Source organism: Myxococcus sp. AB036A, assembly GCF_006547355.1.
Classification (GTDB): Bacteria; Myxococcota; Myxococcia; order Myxococcales; family Myxococcaceae; genus Myxococcus; species Myxococcus virescens.
This window is the reverse complement of sequence record NZ_VHLC01000031.1, coordinates 1-18,610: the sequence shown is the minus strand read 5'-3', so window position 1 is coordinate 18,610 and position 18,610 is coordinate 1. Positions and strand designations below refer to the sequence as shown.

General features: G+C 60.9%; 8 protein-coding genes and 1 pseudogene. 8 read left to right on the top strand and 1 reads right to left on the bottom strand.

Going from position 1 to position 18,610, the window contains the following annotated elements; genetic code table 11:
- Nucleotides 1-35 precede the first annotated feature (35 nt).
- Nucleotides 36-1,781 (top strand): fatty acyl-AMP ligase, encoded by a 1,746-nt coding sequence (locus FL344_RS15155; protein ID WP_141619041.1) that lies wholly within the window; start codon nucleotides 36-38, stop codon nucleotides 1,779-1,781.
- Between the two features lie 34 nt (nucleotides 1,782-1,815).
- Here FL344_RS15155 and FL344_RS15150 read toward each other — a convergent pair whose 3' ends face one another.
- Nucleotides 1,816-2,145, bottom strand: coding sequence for a YnfA family protein (locus FL344_RS15150; RefSeq protein WP_141619040.1), 330 nt, complete (start codon nucleotides 2,143-2,145; stop codon nucleotides 1,816-1,818).
- A gap of 280 nt (nucleotides 2,146-2,425) precedes the next feature.
- Here FL344_RS15150 and FL344_RS15145 point away from each other — a divergent pair, with 280 nt between their 5' ends.
- The 7 genes and pseudogenes from FL344_RS15145 (at nucleotide 2,426) to FL344_RS15120 (ending at nucleotide 18,252) form a co-directional block, all read left to right on the top strand.
- Nucleotides 2,426-4,246: a hypothetical protein gene (locus FL344_RS15145; RefSeq protein ID WP_228565068.1), complete on the top strand. Its 1,821-nt coding sequence runs from the start codon at nucleotides 2,426-2,428 to the stop codon at nucleotides 4,244-4,246.
- A gap of 1,351 nt (nucleotides 4,247-5,597) precedes the next feature.
- Nucleotides 5,598-6,935 carry a phospholipase D family protein gene (locus FL344_RS15140; protein WP_141619039.1) on the top strand — a complete coding sequence of 446 codons (1,338 nt, stop codon included), beginning with the start codon at nucleotides 5,598-5,600 and terminating at the stop codon, nucleotides 6,933-6,935.
- A 307-nt stretch (nucleotides 6,936-7,242) separates the two neighbouring features.
- Nucleotides 7,243-8,214: pseudogene (locus tag FL344_RS40020) on the top strand (N-6 DNA methylase); the annotation flags it as partial.
- A 321-nt stretch (nucleotides 8,215-8,535) separates the two neighbouring features.
- Nucleotides 8,536-8,952 (top strand): hypothetical protein, encoded by a 417-nt coding sequence (locus tag FL344_RS39085; RefSeq protein WP_228565067.1) that lies wholly within the window; start codon nucleotides 8,536-8,538, stop codon nucleotides 8,950-8,952.
- 338 nt (nucleotides 8,953-9,290) lie between these two features.
- Nucleotides 9,291-11,651 carry a hypothetical protein gene (locus FL344_RS15130; protein ID WP_141619037.1) on the top strand — a complete coding sequence of 787 codons (2,361 nt, stop codon included), beginning with the start codon at nucleotides 9,291-9,293 and terminating at the stop codon, nucleotides 11,649-11,651.
- Nucleotides 11,648-16,006 carry a DEAD/DEAH box helicase family protein gene (locus FL344_RS15125; protein ID WP_141619036.1) on the top strand — a complete coding sequence of 1,453 codons (4,359 nt, stop codon included), beginning with the start codon at nucleotides 11,648-11,650 and terminating at the stop codon, nucleotides 16,004-16,006. The genes FL344_RS15130 and FL344_RS15125 overlap by 4 nt, the downstream gene beginning before the upstream one ends.
- Before the next feature lie 347 nt (nucleotides 16,007-16,353).
- On the top strand, nucleotides 16,354-18,252 hold the full coding sequence (locus tag FL344_RS15120) for a hypothetical protein (RefSeq protein WP_141619035.1): 1,899 nt from the start codon (nucleotides 16,354-16,356) through the stop codon (nucleotides 18,250-18,252).
- The last annotated feature ends 358 nt before the right edge of the window (nucleotides 18,253-18,610 follow it).

Genomic DNA, 18,610 nt, shown 5'->3' with positions numbered 1-18,610 from the left:
TCCCCTCTTCCCACGACTTCCCAAGGAGACCCGCCATGCCGAGTCCCAGCCGTTCCGTGCAGACCCTGACCGACCTGCTGCGCTGGCGCGCCTCGAACCAGACCGAGGCCCGCGCGTATACGTTCCTCCAGGATGGTGAAGGCCAGGAGACCACCTGGACCTATGGCGAGCTGGATCGCCAGGCCCGCGCCATTGCCGCGGCGCTGCAGGAGCACAAGGGCGCTGGCGAGCGAGCGCTGCTGCTGTATCCACCGGGGCTCGACTACATCGCGGCGTTCTTCGGCAGCCTGTACGCGGGCGTGGCCGCGGTGCCTGCCTATCCTCCCGCGCAGCTCCAGGCCGTCACGCGCATCCTCTCCATCCTCCAGGATGCGAAGCCGCGCTTCGCGCTCACCACGCGCGAAATCCTGGAGAGCGTGAACGCGCTGGCCGAGACCTACCCCGTCCTGAAGGACATCCGCTGGATTGCCACGGACGTACTGGAGGAAGGGCTGGAGGACGGCTGGAAGCGTCCCGCCATCACCGGCGACACGCTGGCCTTCCTCCAGTACACGTCAGGGTCCACGTCGACGCCCAAGGGCGTGATGGTGCTGCACCGGAACCTGATGTCGAACGAGGAGATGATCCGGCAGGCCTTCAGCCACGACGAACAGCCGACGATATGCGGATGGCTGCCGCTGTACCACGACATGGGGCTCATCGGCGCGGTGCTCCAGCCAATGTATCTGGGCGCGCACTCCATCGCGATGTCCCCGTGGTCCTTCCTGCAGCGCCCCATCCGCTGGCTGAACACCATCACGAAGTACCGTGCAACGACGAGCGGCGGGCCCAACTTCGCCTACGCGCTCTGCACGCGAAAGGTGAAGCCGGAGCAGCTCGCTTCGTTGGACCTGAGTTCGTGGCGCGTTGCCTTCAACGGCGCGGAGCCCGTGCGGGCGGAGACGCTGGCGGAGTTCGCGGACACCTTCGCGCCCGCCGGCTTCCGCCGAGAGGCCTTCTATCCCTGCTATGGGCTCGCGGAGGCGACGCTCTTCGTGTCGGGAGGCATCGCCTCCGAACTGCCACGCCACCTCACCGTGGACTCGGCGGCGCTCGAGCAGAACCGCGCCGTCTCCGCACCGCCGGGCCCGTCCGCGCGGACGCTCGTCAGCTCCGGGCGGAGTTGGGGAGACAGCCTCATCCGCATCGTGAATCCAGAGACGCTGGTGGCGTGCGCACCGGGCGAGGTGGGCGAAATCTGGACGGCCGGTCCCCACGTCACTCACGGTTACTGGGGACGCGAGGAAACGAACGCGGAGACCTTCCAGGCGCGCATCCAGGGCAGCGAGGAAGGCCCCTTCCTGCGTACCGGCGACCTGGGCTTCATGATTGACGGCGAGCTGTATGTCACTGGCCGCATCAAGGACCTCATCATCCTCGACGGCCGGAACCACTACCCGCAGGACCTCGAGCTGACGGCCGAGAGCCAGCACCCGGCGCTCCGTCCTGGCTGCTCGGTGGCGTTCTCCGTCGACCATCCGGAGGGCGAGCGGCTGGTGGTGCTGGTGGAGGTCAGCGCCCGCTTCGTGCCCTCTGAACAGGGTGATGGTGCTCAGGCCCTGGACGGGAGCGCGCTCCAGAAGACCATCCGGCAGGCCGTGGCCGCCGCGCACTCCGTGGACGTTCATGAGGTCGTCCTGCTCCAGCAGGGTGAGATCCTCAAGACGTCCAGCGGCAAGGTCCAGCGGCGCGCCTGCCGGGCGAAGTACGTGGAGGGCAGCCTCCAGCGCTGGGCCGCGTAGTCCGTCCCGCGCGGCTTGATGAAGCAGGCCCTCGCTACCTGCGAGGTCCGAGCACGATGATGGCCATCCCCAGGATGGCGACGAGCGCGCCCACGAGGTCCCACGTCGTGGGTCGCTCCCCTTCCACGAGCCACAGCCAGACGAGCGCCACGGCGATGTACACCCCGCCATAGGCCGCATAGGTGCGGGCCGCGCCTGTCGGGTGCAGCGTGAGCAACCACGCGAAGGCCGCGAGGCTCCCCGCCGCGGGCACGAGGAGCAGGGGCGACTTCCCCTGACGGAGCCAGAGGTAGGGCAGATAGCAGCCCACCACCTCGGCCACCGCGGTGACGACGAAGAGCCCGAAGGCATACAGCAGATGCACGGCGAGGAACCTTTCGTGAAGCGCGGTCGAGGTGCTGCCGCGGCGCCAAGCCCATGCTCCGAGCCTTCCATCAATCCCCCGCCCTTCCCAGTCCAGAACCTGGACCTCTGGTATCGGCTCACCCGCGGACACTCCAGCAACGAATCGGACTCGCGAGCCTGCTCGCACCTTGTCTGCGCGCGGCGGCTGAGGCATCCGGAAGGAGGCGGGAAACAGCACCCGCGCCTTCCGGGAACGGCCCGCGCCGCTCCCCCTGGACATCCCACCGGGTACCCGCGACATGACGCTCATCCCGCCGCCAGCGGTCCAGGACACAGCCCCTCGCAAGAAACGGTGGCCGCGCGCCGTCGCGTGGACCCTGGGCGCACTCGTGGTGCTGGAAGTCTCCATCAACGTGGCGCTCAACCTGGGCGCCGTCCAAGCCATCATGCGCCGGTCCACCAGCCGGACCGAGCTCGCCTGGAAGCGCGCGTGGTGGCTCTGGCCCTTCGGACAGCTCCACCTCCGCGACTTCACGCTGACCCAGCAGAATCAAAACCAGTGGTGGCAGGTGAACATGGACGCGTTGGAGGCCGACGTGTCGCTGACCGCCCTGCTGCACAAGCGCGTGGACGTGCAGCGCATCGACGGGCATGGCGCGCGCTTCCGGATTGAACCGTCATTCGGCATCGAGAAGGAACCGCCACCGGGCCCGGACTACCGCCCGTGGGTCATCCAGTTGGCGGACGTGACGGTCCACGAGGTTCGCGAGTTGGACTTCGGCCGGGTCCGCTTCGTGGGAAACCTGGACGTGCAAGGCTCGCTGGACATCAAGGGCCGGGAGCGCATCCACGTCGAGACGCCTGCGATTCGCGTGGTCTCCGGTGCCATGGAGTTCGACCGGAAACCGGTCACCCGGCTGGAGCGCCTGGAGGCCAAGGCACAGCTCGAAGTCCCCTTCACGGACGACCAGGGCTGGGACCTCTCACGGGCGCTCAGCGCACAGGTGACGAGCCAGATGGAGCTGCTCCCACTGGACTGGCTGAACGAGCACCTGGGGTCGAACAACGCCGTCTCCCTGAAAGGGGGCGAAGGCAAGGTGGACCTGGACCTCCACCTCAAAGACGGCGGGCTGGCCGATGACAGCCGCATTGACGTCCAGGGCCAGGAGTTGAGCGTGCGGGCCGGTCCCATCCGAGCGCGTGCGCCCTGGGCCCTCAAGGCCTCGCTGGCTTCGGAGAGCCCGGACACGCGGAAAGGGACGGCAACGCTCACCTTCGCGCCCGTGCGGGTGTCCGGGCCCGAAGGCACGGGTGCAGAAGTCCCTGAAATCACCCTCACCGTCCTCGCGCGGCGCAGCGCGGAGCAGTCGGACTGGGAGCTGGAGCCGGACCTCCGCGTGGCCAGGAGTCGGCCACTGGACTTGAGGATGCTCAATCCCTGGCTGGCGCGAACGATGGAAATCGATTCCGGGTTCATGACGGTGCAGAGCCGGGAGCGGTCGAAGTCCGCGAAGGCTCAGGACTCGCTGCGGCTGAGCGTGGACTCCGACCTCGTCTCCGGACGCATGGGAAGCGTCAAGGTTCTGTTGCGTGCCGAGGCGGACGTGGACGCCCGGAACATGTCGTGGGACACGAAGTCCCTGACACTGACAGGGACGACGCTCCGGCTGACGAATGTGTCCACGAATGGCCCCGTGCCCATCCGCGCTTGGAGCGGCGTCTTCACCCTGCCCCAGGCCCGACTGTCCCTGTCTCCGACAGTGCTGTCGGCACGCTTCGCCAGCAAGCTCACGGACACACAGCCTGTCGCCGCGCTGCTCACGTCCGCGAAGAATCTGCCGCGCTTCCTGACGTCCCTGCTCAACATCCGGGACGTCACGGTGACGGGCCGGGTGCAGATTGACGAGGGCGGGCTCCAACTGCGCGAACTGCAGGCGGACGGAGAGGGCTTCTCCCTGAGAGGGCACCTGGACCTCGCAGGCGGAGAGCTACAGGGCGCGCTCCTGGCGACCCTGGGCGCCCTCACCGGCGGAATCGAATTCAAACCCGGCGGACAGGACCTGCACCTGCTGAACGCGAAGCAATGGTTCGCGAAACAGCCCGAGCCGCCGTTCCGGTAGACGGGGGATGCGCAGCTCGCCTGCGGGTGTGTCCCTCGCAAGCGAGCGCTGCTCACGGACTCGCGCCGCCACCTCCGCCATTTCGCGACAGTGTCGTTGACGTGGTCCACGCGGGGGTCGCGCTACAGCACGGCCTGGTCGTCGCGCGTCTCGAACTTCTCCTCCAGGCTGCTGGGGCTGATGGCCCTCCGCCGGAAAACACGCCTGAGTCCGGCGCGAAACGAAACCCCGGCATTCCAGGGTCACTGTTGGACCGCGGGAGGATTTACACCTTGGGCCGCCGAGCATCCCCTCGCGGTGCTGCTGGAGGACACCCGAAACCCGCGGGCGGCGCGGGCGCACCGCGAACTGACGCCTATCCAGGGAGCGCCTCCCGGCACGGGGATGGGAGGCGAACACCGGGGGCCGTGGCAAGGCATGGGGTGTCCAGGTTATGGCCCTGGCCTCTCTCTGTATCGTCCCCATTGCCCGCCACGAGCCATGTGGTATAGAGCCGCCCCGAAGCGCGAAGTACCCGCCCCGTTACCAAAGCTGTTGCACGAACACCGGGCGAGCAGGTAGGAAGGCAGTGGAAGTTCCGCAGTAAAAGCCGTAGGTTGCATCTCACTTACGGCCAGGTAGCTCACCTGGTTAGAGCGGTGGTCTCATAATCCCGGCCCTGCCCCTCACCTTCTGAACCATTGGCCGTAACCCCTTATTCTTACTGACCATTGGCCGTTGCTGGCGCTCGCTCGTCACCGGCCCGGTCCGTACAGAATCCGTACAGTCCCGCTTCAGCATACTCAGAAGCGTCGAACTCCATTCGCTCCATGGAGCGAAATGCATCGACCGCATCCCATCGACCTGTACCTCTCCCACTCAGCGTCTGTGGTCGCCAAGAAGCCGAAGACGATCAGTAGAGTAGACGCATGTCGTCTGCCACTCCGTACTGAGCCGAAATCTGAGTCCCCACCTGTGGGAGAAGTTCGTCTCACTGTGCATCGATTAGGTAGGTGATCGCCCCCTTGGGGCCATCCCCGCTGGCCAGCGGGTTGTAGACCCGCCACGGTCGCTTCAGCTTCTTGGAGTTGTTCGCGTGCGCCACGTACGCATCAATTAGCCGGTCATACCCTTCCTGCCCAGGGGCGAAGTACCAGGGCTGGCCGACCTTCAGCTATTCCGCGTGCGGCGTGTAGCCTAAAAGCTGGGCCATCGCCTCCAATACGCCGAAGCTCCTCTGGGGCGTTGCTCTTGATGATCCAGACTCCACTAGTTCTAAAGGGGCTGCACAGGAGGTGGGATACACTTGAGCGACTCCCTATAGGGCAGCCCACGTACCAGCTTGCGCCGAGCAGAGAGGAAGAGCGGGAAGATGCCTCTACAAGTCAGTGTGCTGTTCGATCGTCCGCAGCAGGAGATCGCATCGCTGCTCAAGAGCCGCCTCCAACAAGCCAGCCGTGCTTGGATCGTAAGTGGGTTTGCCACCGTAGAAGGAATCGAGGCAATCGCACCACCGATCCTGACCAATCCAGCGAAGTTGGAAGCATTTGTGATTGGAGCGGGCACTTTCCGAGGCTACGAATCAATGGATCGCCTCCTTGCCGGTGGAGTTGCCGCATCGCGGCTTTTCGTCCATCTCGGGCATACGCGAAGGACGACCAAAGGCGCCGCACATCGCTTCTACCGCTATCACCCGATGCTGCACAGCAAAGTATATCTACTGGAAATGCCCGACAAGAGCGGAGTGGCGTTTGTTGGCTCGCACAACGTGACCGGCTACGCGCTCCTTGGCCTGAATGGTGAGGCAGGCATCATGCTTGAAGGCCCTATGAGCGATCCCGAGATGCAACGCATCAAAGCGCATATTGATGCGGCCCAGGCGCAATCGGTCGTCTATTCACCTTCGATGAAGGACGCGCTGACCTGGTGGACAAGCTCCTTCATCGATGGCATGCGAGGCAAGGTCAACGATGCCGAGCGCGACTCTGAGTTCACGAAGACGATCGTTATCCTTGCTGCTGAGGCACCGAACGGCATTCCTGCGACAGGGGACGTAGTGTACTTCGAGATCCCGGCGGCCCTTCGACAGCTACGGGCGCTCGATACCGAGGTGCACATCTATATCTTTCAAAGTCTTCCGGCGACACCAAATGCAGCACTACTCGCGCTGGCTCAGGCGAAGGCGACACTATGGTGCAGGGTGCTCGGGATTGAGGTGCAGCGTGGGGGAGTCGAGCTTCAAGCTGACTGGCACATCGCGAACAGGACGAACCCGACGATGCTTCGTGCTCCCCAGCCGTTCCGGCCCAAGGTAGCTCGCGACATGCAACAGGTGCGCGTTTCAGTGCGAAACGCCATCTACGATCAGTTCGAGTACCTCTTCGATTCGGGGAAGGCGACCTGGGTTCCCATTCTCAACGAAAATCAGGCCGTAGAGGCGTCTCCCGAGGATACCCGCTTCCTAGCCAGGCTTAACCTAGTTCCACCTGAAGACAAGCCTTGGTACCTTGTAAGAGGGCTTGCAGCCGAAGAGAAAGACACGGATGGTGCCTACCAAGAGGCTCTCCGAACGCTGAACCCGGAATCAGGCTCGTATGTTCTGATGTCGCTCCGACGTCGTAATCTGACGAAGCTTAAACGCCAGAAGGAGCATCGGGGAGACAACAACGAAGAGAACGGCGGATCGAGGAACCGGAGGACGCGCAAGTAGCTTGTGCCCTCTCCCACAAAAAGGGGGGGCCACTCGTGTCGGCTCGGGTGCAGGCGACTGTGAAGGCACCCGACAGTTCCTAGGCTCTTGGTGCCTCTGAATAGAACCGGGTCCCTCACGTCAGGGACGCCACCTCCCCCTACCCATAAGCCCTCCTTCAGGTCCATTTGATCATGGTGTCCAGACGGACTCGATGGATGGACCCGCGGGCGCAGTATAGATCTTATCAGCGCACGCATTGCAGCACCAAGCTCCACATGATATCGGTCTGTTCCGGAGTTGGTTCGCGGACATCTTCGGGGGAGTCATGCTAGGCGCGTGGCGTGAGCCGCGCAGCAAGAGGGAGCGTGCTTCGGAAGCTAGTTCGACTTCCGTATCCGGCCCCCATCTACAATCGGCCGGCGCTATCGTAGCTACGAGCATCGCATTAGCCGTGAAGCGTACGGCGGCCGTTCTGAATGCGGGTCGCCTCGGTCTTTCCGGTGCCAAGCGCCTGCATTTCTCCCAGCAACTCCTGTCGGTTCAAGTAGGCGATCCCCGGCTAGAGCTGCTTCATTCGCTCCTGTCCACTCTTCCAGCTGACGAGCGCGACTGGTGGATCGGCAACTTCCACACTCTTCTGATGCCTGCCGCACTGCGTCGGCGGCTCGCCGCTCACTTCACACCGCCTACTCTCGCGCGACACGTCCTCGCGTTCGCACTGGAAGCCGGCATGGACCTCCGTGCGGCACGAGTAATCGACCCATGCGCAGGTGGAGCTGCCTTCCTTTCAACGCTTGGGGAAGCCATGCTGCAGAGCGGCGCTCCCCCGGAAGACATCTTGGCCCGGTTGAGGGGGCTCGAACTTGACCCCCAACTAGCAGCCCTGGCCGAGGCCATTCTAGCCCGGCGATTGGGGCTTGCCTCACTGGGGCGCCACGTTGTCTCCGTAGGAGATGCACGCCGTGCGCAGCGGAACGCATCGTTCGATGCGGTCTTCGCGAACCCTCCTTATGGGCGGCTTCTGGGAGTTACGAAAGCCGAGCGGCGCAGATGGGCCCATCTAGCGGAACCAGGGCACATCAATCTATACGCCATCTTTGTGGGCATCTCGCTTGAGTTCCTCCGTAACGGAGGAATAGCCGCCCTCGTGCTGCCAACGAGCTTTCTTGCCGGCCCCCTCTTTGCCCGCCTGCGAGCATACATCCGGAGCCAAGCTGAGGTTCTCTCTATTCATGTGCTTGAGGCACGTGAGGGAGTATTTCTAGAAGTAACTCAGGACACCTGCGTGATGTTGCTACGTAAGGGGACGGGTTCCGGCCGGGTCCATTGGGGGCTCATTCCAAATCGAGGCTCTTCGATCCCGCTAGGCACATCAGTTTTGCCATCCGGGCCCAACATGCCTTGGGTCATGCCTGCTCGCAGCCTGCCCGAGAATACGGACCACTTGGCCAGGCTCTCCAACTGGGGCCTACAAGTCCGATCAGGCTACTTCGTCTGGAACCGTGAGCGCCACCGGATGCGAACGGCCAGAAAAGGTCGCTTTGACGTCCCCCTCATCTGGGCCAGGAACGTTAGTTGTGGCAGTCCCGTTTATCCAGTTGCCAAAGACACTCGTGGGATGGACTTCGTGCAATTCGATCGGGACTCGGCCGCAATCATACGAAGGTCAGCGATCATACTGCAACGCACAACAAACAATCGTCAACCTCGCCGCCTTATTGCGGCGCCCTTGGCGCCCGAAGTGCTCTCCAAGTTCGGCGGCTTCGTAACTGAAAATCATACGCTGGTCCTTCTTCCAGATGAGAATAAGACCGCCTCGCCGAACTTAAACCTTATCGCCCAACTGCTGGGTAGTGCCGCCGTCGACGCGATGTACCGACGCAGCTCAGGGACAGCGAGTGTCTCCGTTGCTGCCCTGCGCGACCTACCCCTCCCCTGGCCCGCCGACCTCCAAGCGACACTAGCGCAGGGACTCTCCTTTGATGACGCTGTGAGGGTGGCCTATGAGATGGCACACCAGAGGCTGGTCAAATGAGCGCTCGCGGTGAATACGGCGTGTACCAGCCGACGCCGCGCCAAGAGACAGCGGGACATACCGACTCCCGCCCCGCTCCGCTTCCGGACCCAAGATTACCCGACGAGGCACGCTTCCGCGAAGCTGTGGGTGCACCATTCCTTGTTCCGGCTGAGGGGGGCAACCCGAGACCTCCCTCAAGACTCTTCATCGAGCTAGCGACAGCTCTTCTCCGAGTACATCTGCTGCGCCGCTCGGAAGCGGTCGTATATTGGCCATTCCCATCAGATATAAGTGCCGCCTACGCGCTGGCCTGCCTTGGTCTTCTAGCTGCCCCAACACTTCACAGGGTTCCTCACGTGTACCGGGAGGAGCCAGTTTCTTTCCGCGCGCTCTACCTTCCATGGACGCTCCACACGGGAATGGGCTATCGGAGTATCCTGATCGATCGGGTGCGGTTACATCGACTGAATGCCGAGCACCTCGGCCGCTTGGATCTAGCATCATCAGCCAAGGAACGCTGGCGCGGATTCCACCAGGCCCTCATCCGCGTCAAAGATCTCCAAGGCCGCATCACCGATAAACGCTACAAGAACCGTATACTCCCTGAGTATCAACACTCAGCCCTCGAAGAACTCGTCCCAGTCTGTCGCGTAGGCGAGGTGGTACCGAAACATACCGTCCTTCACAGAGTGCAAAAATACACTCTCTTAGGAGATGTGACCTCTGGAGAGGTGAATGACCCGGCGAATGCGCCGTTCATGCTCTTCGGTCTGCACCGCGATGACATGATCGAGACTGCTTCTCACTCCCTCTTGATTCGTGTCCCCGCTCCAGTCCACGCAATTCTTCTGGACGCAACGGATCGTGCTCGGCAGCCCTTTGGCCCAAACTGGTACGCGGTGTTCGGAGCCATCCTCGCCGCAATTAGGCATACTCACGGGCGCATTCCTGTTCTCGCCGTCACTGACGATCCCTTCGTTCAGAACCTCCTCTGCTCCAGATTGCTGCACCTGCACGATGGCCTCCACAAGAAGAGTACAGTGCCAAAATGGGCCCGGCTTTCTGATCGGCGTACCGGTGCACTACTCATGGATCCGGAGCCATTCTCTGATACTGGCGAGTTGGACATCCAAGTGGCATCGTTTGCGGGGCGCTTTGTGGACATCCTGGGCCGCATCCGCCGCCTTCGCACACAGGCCCTGAAGTTAGGCGATGCCGACACAGCAGATGCACTCAAAGAAGTCCGAGAGACCCTACGCCGGTGCGCACGCCTCCCGATTGGCGTTGACGCGCTTTCAGACTTTGTGCACGACGAGACAAGCCGCGAGAGTTGGCGCGACATCATGGCCATGTACTCGGCGGGGCCAGCCCTTGATCGCATCACCCGCCCATCCAGCGTACTAACACAGGTAGAAAGCACTGCCGTCCGTGAGTTGGACAAGGACGTCCGCGCCTTCATTGAAGGAGTACGGGCGGTTTCGCCCATGGCCCCCCTCCTCGCCGCCACGTTAAAGAAGGCTTTCACGAAGGCATCCGTGCTTGCTGTTGTAATGGCAGATGCGATGGAAGCTGAGCACGCGGATATAGCTCTCTCCGCACATCCAGAAATAGGTCCCGACGTCCGAAAGCGGCTAGTGACGGGAGAACTCCGTTTCGTTTATCCGGAACAACTCAGAGTTCAGCTTCAGTCTAAGAAGCATCGGATCGACAGCCTCGTCATGGTTTCCCTTTCCAGCAACGTATTGCTCGAAGCCTTGACGCTGCGAGACCTCCCCCAGCACATTGTCGTGCTCGCCGATGGGGATCAGGTCCAACATCTGGAGGATCGCTCATCGCGGCTGGGTGAGCTTGGTGAAATGGGAGAGATTGCTGTCCGCCTTGGACAGCTGGCATCGGCATGCAAGAGGGAGATAGTTACTCGCAACGGACGCTATGCACCTCTTAGTTGGGATGACCCGCTCCGTGACGATGACGAAGGCGGCGAGCGCACAGGCCCACGTCTCCTCGACTTCACTAGCGACGACGACCGCACCAGTCCAATCATCAGGCTGCGTACAAGGCAGGGCTTTATCATCCGTGCACGTCCCAAAATGGGGCTCGTACTCTTCGAGCGCGAGGCACCTGCAAACCCATTTTCCGAGAAGCACGCCCAGGATCTCGTCCCAGGGGATGAAATCTGCGTGCTCAACCAAGAGTTCATGGAAACGGCCCGGGCCCGGCTGCACTTTTACGTCGAGGCTGAGCAGGTGCGCACCTACCACGAAGTAATCCAGGCAAAGCTCGAAAGCATTCCCGGAGATAGCCTCACAGAGAAGGCGCGTTCGATTGCCGAACGCATGCGGAAGACCGAGCGCATCGCGCCTGAACTCCACCGGGTTCTCGACTGGATCCGCGTTGATCAGTACTTAAAAGAAGATGTCAGCACCGTCCAACCACATGCGCCCAAGCAACTAGAAGACTTTCTCGCATTCGCAAATGCCATCGGCATTCGTGAGCGTGAGGCCCGAGCGTTCTGGAAGCAATCTGTCCTTGAAACTCGCTCTCGCCGTCTTTCGGGCGGGCTGAAGCTTCACAAGGCATACCTCCACATCCTAGTCGACCCCTATGCTGCAGAAGCAGCCACCCCCTCCCGGCGCACAGACATCCAAGCTCTCCGAGCACTTGCTGAGCGATATGTGGACGTGATCGAAGAGGTATCTGAGGAGAAACCACGATGACTATTACCTCGCCGCCGCCGGAAGCTCTGACCCTGCTGCAAGAGGCAAAGGAGGGTCTTGCTGACGCGCTCGTCAACCTCACCGTTGCACACTGTACTGGCGAGGGGCTGGATGGGCAGGTCCTCTATGGGCGGCGCCCGGACCGTGCGCTCGTGTCCGGCTTCCTGCTGCCCCAGTATACAGAGGCCGGTGAGGACGAAACCTCTGACATCCGCATCGCTGTCATCGGGTTAGACACTCAGGTTGCAGCCCAGTCTTCAGGCATTCTGGTGGCAGAACCGTCCTTCTCCGTTTACATACGTGTTCTCCCCGAATGGGCTGAACTGCAAGACCGGCGCTATGACCTCAAGCCAGTTCCCCGGCTCAAGAAGGAATGGGAGAAGCGAATCAAAGAGGAGCACACAAGACGTTACCAAGAGAAGATCGCTTCACATGGGCTCTCTAGCAATGATCGCGGCCTTCCCAAGGAGGAGCGGCGCGAGCGCCGAGCACGACGGATTGCTCTACATGCCGAAGCCTACGATGAGACGCTAAAGGAACTTGGCATCCACCTGCCCTCACGCGAATTGAAGCCTGTGGCAGGTCAGACAATCTCCTCACCGCAGCGCGCCAACGAACCGGCAACTCCTGAAGATCCACCTGAGCCGCGCGCGTCGGAGATGGATGCACTAGACGCCGAGGATCCTTCGACAGTCGAGCCAGCTGAAACCAATCCCGCTCCCATTGATGCGAGCGGCTATCCCTTGGAGATGCTGGCAGATCTCGAAATACCCATGAAGTGGCGTCGCATCGCGGTTGATCTCCCGGCCTTCCGGTGCGAACTGAGCGCAACTGATGCGGCACTAGAGGCTGAACTCGTCCGATACAAACACGAACTCCACGCTGCCCTCCACCAGAGCGTACAGGGTTGGCTGACCACTCCGGAGGGGAGCCGAAACGCATGGCGGCGAGTACGAATGGCGCCACAGGACTGGCAGAGCGAGGCCAGTTGGAATAGCTTTCTAGACCGACTTCGGAGCCAAGCACCTGATAGGAACATTCTTTTGCCTGACTTGCGAGAGATCCGGCTCACGGTCTCGCGAATTCAAGACTTCACTGCCCCCTCCCGCATTTCCTTGCGGATTGCATTGGAAAATGCCAATCGGGAGCTAAGTCGGGCCGAGCTGATTCACCGCTGCCCTTGCCTGTTCCAGGCCAGTCTCAAGATATCATTACCCGAAGCTGTCCATCGGCCCCTTAGTCTAGATCGTGTTGAGCCCTCTTATCGCTTCCGCGCATACATGACCTACGATGCGATAGGTCTCAATTGTGGGTCCGTCTCCCGCCGAGAGGGCTCGAACATTGTCCTTGAGAGCACTTGGGCACCAAGGTGGGTTCAACCCCGAGTAGTACCACGCCAGCTTGAGATTCAAACGCAGTTTTCTAAACTAGCTCGGCATGATTTTCCCGTCGACACTCTTCACCGGATCGCCAGTGAGTACCGACAGTGGATTGCTAAGCAGGAACACCAACTCAAGACAGAGGTGGGCCGCGATTTATCCCCGGAGCAAGCCTCTGCAGAGAAGGAGCGACTCACTGCCGATGTGGCCGGCTGGCACAGAGAAGCGGAGCTGGTCGACAAAGGAGTAACCATTCTCGTCAAGGCCAAGGCCGCATTCGCCGCTGAGCCTACGTCACCTAAGGCCACACCATGGCGTGCCTTCGTGCTCATGAACCAGTCATTCCTCGCCCGCGAGGCCGGCAATGCATCTGCGGGCTGGCGTCTGTTTCAACTTGCCTTCGTTTTGGCTCACGTTCCCTGTCTGGCGTCGCGCCTGCAAGAGTTCGAGGAGTTTCACTCGCCGGATGAGGACGAGGACACGGCGAGCCTACTCTACTTCCCCACGGGAGGAGGTAAGTCGGAGGCTTTCTACGGCACCCTCGTCTTCGCGCTCTTCCTCGACCGCTTACGCGGCAAGAACCGAGGCGTCACCGGAGTGGTGCGCTACCCGCTACGACTGCTCACCCTTCAACAGGCGCAACGTCTCCTTCGCCTGCTCGTCCACACAGAATTGGTTCGTAAGAAGGAAGAGCTAGGTACGTGGCCGTTCGAGATCGGCTTTTGGGTGGGAAGCGCCAATACACCTAATCGCGTTTCTGGCATCCCATCTGCAGTGCCATTCCTTGACGATTCTTCCCACCCTGACGATGGCCAGTTAGATCCAGAAAAGGAACCACCAGACGAGGAAACTGCGCGCGCCTATGCGGAGGCGCGCGCTGCCTACAATAAGATTCCGGTCTGCCCCCTTTGCGAGTGCCCCACCGGGTTGCGACTTAAAAGAAGTAATGACGAGGCCGAACTCCGCGCGATTGTCGTGTGCTTCAATGCCGGCTGCCATTGGAACGTAGCGCACGCCGGTCCCCTCCCAACGCCGCTACCATTCCTGTTTACGGATGATACCATCTACGGACGCGCCCCATCCGTGCTCTTGGGAACCGTGGACAAACTGGCCATGATTGGCCAAAATCCCGACACCATCGCCCGTGTCCTTGGAATGTTCGGATTGGCCCGGTGGATTACGCACGCTGGGCATCTGCTCACACCACGAAAGGAAACGGAACTCCGCGACGGCCCGAGTTCTCACCGCTTCCCGGTGTTTCCTGCCTATGATTCCGGTGAGAAGGTGTTTAAAGATCCATTCCCGTCTCTCATCATTCAAGATGAAATGCACCTCCTTGAGGAAAGCCTTGGCACCTTCGCCGGTCTATTCGAGACTACTCTAGAGGCTGCACTACGCCGCATAGCTGCGGAGGCGGGTTCGCAGTTGCGCGTTACGCGCTCTCATAGCCGCCCTGGTGCTCCGGCGCGCATGCCAAAGGTGATCGCAGCCACGGCAACAGTCTCCGATCCTCGACGCCAACTTGAAACCATCTATCAACGCCGTGCCCTTCTATTTCCAAGGCCCGGTCCGGACATCTACTCTTCCTTTTTCTCCGAGCCAGCTCCGCCCCCTGCCAAGAACCTCGACCGGGCTGCCCTTGCGATGCAACCAGGCAGGTCAAACAGCCCGGAGCGTACCTCGCCCTGGATGCGTCTGTATGTCTCGATTATGACCAATGGGTCGAGCCATACGGTTACCACCGTAGCCGTCCTCTCAGCTTTTCATCTGGTGGTGACGAGTATCTGGCGCGGACTGCAAGACGTCTCTCTACAGGCTGAGGCATCGCAGAGGATACTAACTGCCGTTTCTCCTGATCAGCATGGAGCTTGGCGGCGCAACGCCCTCGAAGACCTCTTTCGTAGGAATCGCTTCGACTTACTCCTGGCGCTACTGGATCTGCACCGAGTCGCCATTACCTATGTCACAAACAAGAAGGGCGGGGATCAAGTTATTGATGCCTTAGACCCTCAGGTGCGGCGCGAACACGAGCGTGCAGGACTCAATATCGGCTCGGCTTTCCCCTCTGAACTCATTTCGGGCGGAGTGGACATGAGTTCCATCCAAGAAATCATGAAGCGTGCTGAGAAACGGCCGCAGGTTGGCGAGCCGTACCGGGATGTCGCTGCCGAAGGCGAACTACGCAACGTGGTGGCTACCTCAGCCATTTCACATGGTGTGGACGTGGAGCGCTTCAACAGCATGTTTTTCGCTGGCCTTCCTTCCAACATCGCCGAGTACATTCAGGCCTCCAGTCGGGTTGGACGCACCCATGTAGGCTTCGTCGTACTGGTGCCCACGCCGCAGAGTCGACGTGACAGGTACGTGGTGGAAACTCACGACATCTTTCACCGCTTTCTTGAACGGATGATCGATCCACCTGCGATCGAGCGATGGGCAGATAATGCGCTGCGCCGGGCGATCCCATCGGTTATCCAGGCTTGGGCTGTTCTTGAGGAAGGCGCCGAGTTCCTTCGATTAAGGGAGAAGCACGTAGTACGCCCGCGCAACATCATCCGTTACTTACGTGCAGAACTACTCAAGGCTCCAGATAGCTTCCGGCAAAAACTGGCTGATTTCGTGCTTGATGCGTTCGGGTTCCACGGACGTGGGCCGCAGGAACTCGGCAAGCCAGGCCACGCAACGCACTACTCCCGGGAAATTGAACGAAGGTTGAAGGACTTCCTTGATGCTGTGCAGCGCGAAAACAGTGAGGCCTCGCTCGCAGATTTCTGGAGGGATCCCCGCAATCGCTTCATGCCACCCATGACGTCACTCCGAGATGTTGAGGAGGCCGGAGTCGTCGTGGGAGCCAATTACGAACCAGAACATGGGTTCGTCCGGTCCGAAGATGTAAAGCAGGTGATGGACTTCATCCGCCACCAAAAAGCTAAGGTCAGCGAAGTCGACGAGGACAATATCACGGAGGCCGTATGAGCGCGGGATCGAGGAAGCCGCCGGACGACTGGCGAAAGGGTGGCCGGGCGCGAGCATCAAAAGGGCTAAGGCAGCGGAATCAGGCTGAAGCTCGGGATGCCACTCCGGAGCCACCAAGGTTCTCACGCTCAAGAACTCAACTCGCGACGGCATACGCCCCGGAGGTGCTTTTCACATTTGAGGGTGGCCGTGGCATCTGTCGATCCGTTCCCCTTGATATTCCAATTGAACTGCCGGCAATGGTAGTCACGGCAATTCGCGATGGAATGCAAGAACAAGTAAAGAACTGGGCGGACCGCGCCCGACATTCTCGGGGCAACGAAACTCGCCTTCCACTACCGCTCTGCGTGGACAACGTCTTCATCCCGCCTGGCCCCCAGGATGATGTATTTGTTGACTGGACGCATGATTTCGTCCCGACGGATCCCAAGAAAATCGGCTATGTTCCCTGGCCGCTTCTTTACCAGTGCTCAGTATGCCGTGTACTAAAGGAATTTGGCTCAGTCCGCGAGCAGGTCGAGCATCCTCTTCCTACAAAGTGCCGTGATCATCGATCCCGCTGGCGCCAAGTAGACGTGGTGTTCGCGCATTGGTCTGGCGACATCCAACCTCTGAGTCCCTGGCGCTTTCATTACAATGAGAAAAGCGGGGAAGTGAGCCAACTTCGCTCTTGCCAATGTGGCGGGACGGAGTTCCGACTGCTCAATAAAAGCCCATCATTTTCTGAGTGGGCATTTCAGTGCCTGACGTGTTCAGGCCTGCGCCAAGTCGTGCAGAAGGACAAGCACTCCCTCACAATCCTCAAGCCTCTAATGGACGCTGGGAATGACCATGAGTGGGCGGAAATCAACATGCTGCCCGTTTCATACAGAGCTAATTCTGTCCATTACGTACAGAGCGGGCGCTTCGTCATTTTGCGCGATCCTCGTCCCAGTGAGCTGATGACCGCTGACCGGCGTGAGGAGCTACTCCATGAGGTTGCACGCCTTCATGGTGTCCCGCGTCGCCCTCCGCCCGAACAACAACTTGAGGCTGCTGTTCGGGATTCCGGCCTGGGTGAGAAATGGGACGAGTGGAAAGAGTACAACCAGCTCGCGCAGGACGCCGCCACATCCGGGAGACTTCCTCAATCGCAAAAATATCAGCGCCTCGCGGACGAGATTATGCGGGAATGGCTAGCTGCGGAGATCGTATCGCTGGGTGAGGTGGATAGCGCAGAACTCTCGCGCCAAGCGGAGGCGCAGGTCGACTGGGCCCGCCGTTTCAACCCCTTTCAACGAACGCTTGAGCATGCAGCACTCCGGCATGAGCATGTGGACGAAAAGGCTGGGATCACGGCATTCGACGTTCTGTTCCCAGACAAGAATCTCTCGGAAGCCAGTGACAGCCCCGCACGACTTGCCGACTATAAAGTGGAAACGGGAGACCTCCTGTGCAAACTGGGCCTATCAAAGCTAGTCCTGATTAAAGGCCTGCCTATCTGCGAGTACACGTTTGGATACACGCGAGTTTCCGCTACGCCTATCCACACACGCGAGGTGAACGATAGAAAGATCCCCGTGCCCGTGCGACTCAATGCCTTCCCACCTCTCAAGAACGGCAAGCGACCCGTCTACGTGCTGCAACAAGCTAACGAGGCTTTCTACGTACGCTTGGACGAAGAGCGCGTGCGTGCATGGCTGATAGCCAATGGGGTTCCAAATGTCCCTGCATCAGGGACCCATTCCATCGGAGCTGCATACCTGGAGCAATACCGGGACTTCGGCCCGTTTCTAGAGGAATACCGGAAGCGCATTGGCCAACCTGGCGCCGTCCGGGAGTTGCCTGCATACGTGTATATGCTCCTGCACACGCTAGCACACCAGATGGTCCATGCTATGGCGGAAACATCAGGTCTGGATTCGGATGGGATTGGAGAGCTCGTCTATCCCGCCGACTTGGCTTTTGTCGTATATCGCAAGGGAATGACGCCAGACCTCGGCCACCTCTCGGCAATGTGGCGGAACCGCCATCGCGAGTTCCTTCGAATGATGGGTGACCCCAGGCGTCTACGCTGCGGCTCCGGGAGTCTCTGCGATGCCCGCGGAGGCGCCTGTCCGGCATGCGTGATGCTGCCTGATGTAACTTGCACCGCGTCGAACCAGCTGCTCTCCCGCGCAGTACTGGCAGGTGGACGGGCGCCGATGTGGGAGGAACAGACGGCGCCGTGGGTGGAAGGCTGGCTCTCTCCCACGTTTATCTTATAGATGCCTATCATGCAGGCGTTGACGGAGTGCCCCTCGCCTGAGGCGCTTAGTCCTACAGTTGCAGTTTGTGTCTGGCGCCACGCGCCCGGTAGTGGCAGCGCATGGCGACGGCTTGATGGTGCCGTCGCCACCGACTCCACAGGAGGACATCGGCAACTGGCGGGAGCGTGCGCCGCCAGAGGGCCAGCAGCAGGCGCCGAATCTCCTGGACGGAGTAGCGGACGAGGACTTTCAGTGAAGGCCCTGCCGGACGAGAAACGCCCGCATGGGGTTTCTTCGCGACGGCAGGCCGAGCGCTTTTGGGGGCAGGCCCTCCTTGGGGGCGAGATTGGCCATGGCCCGCGCATTGGCCAGGAAG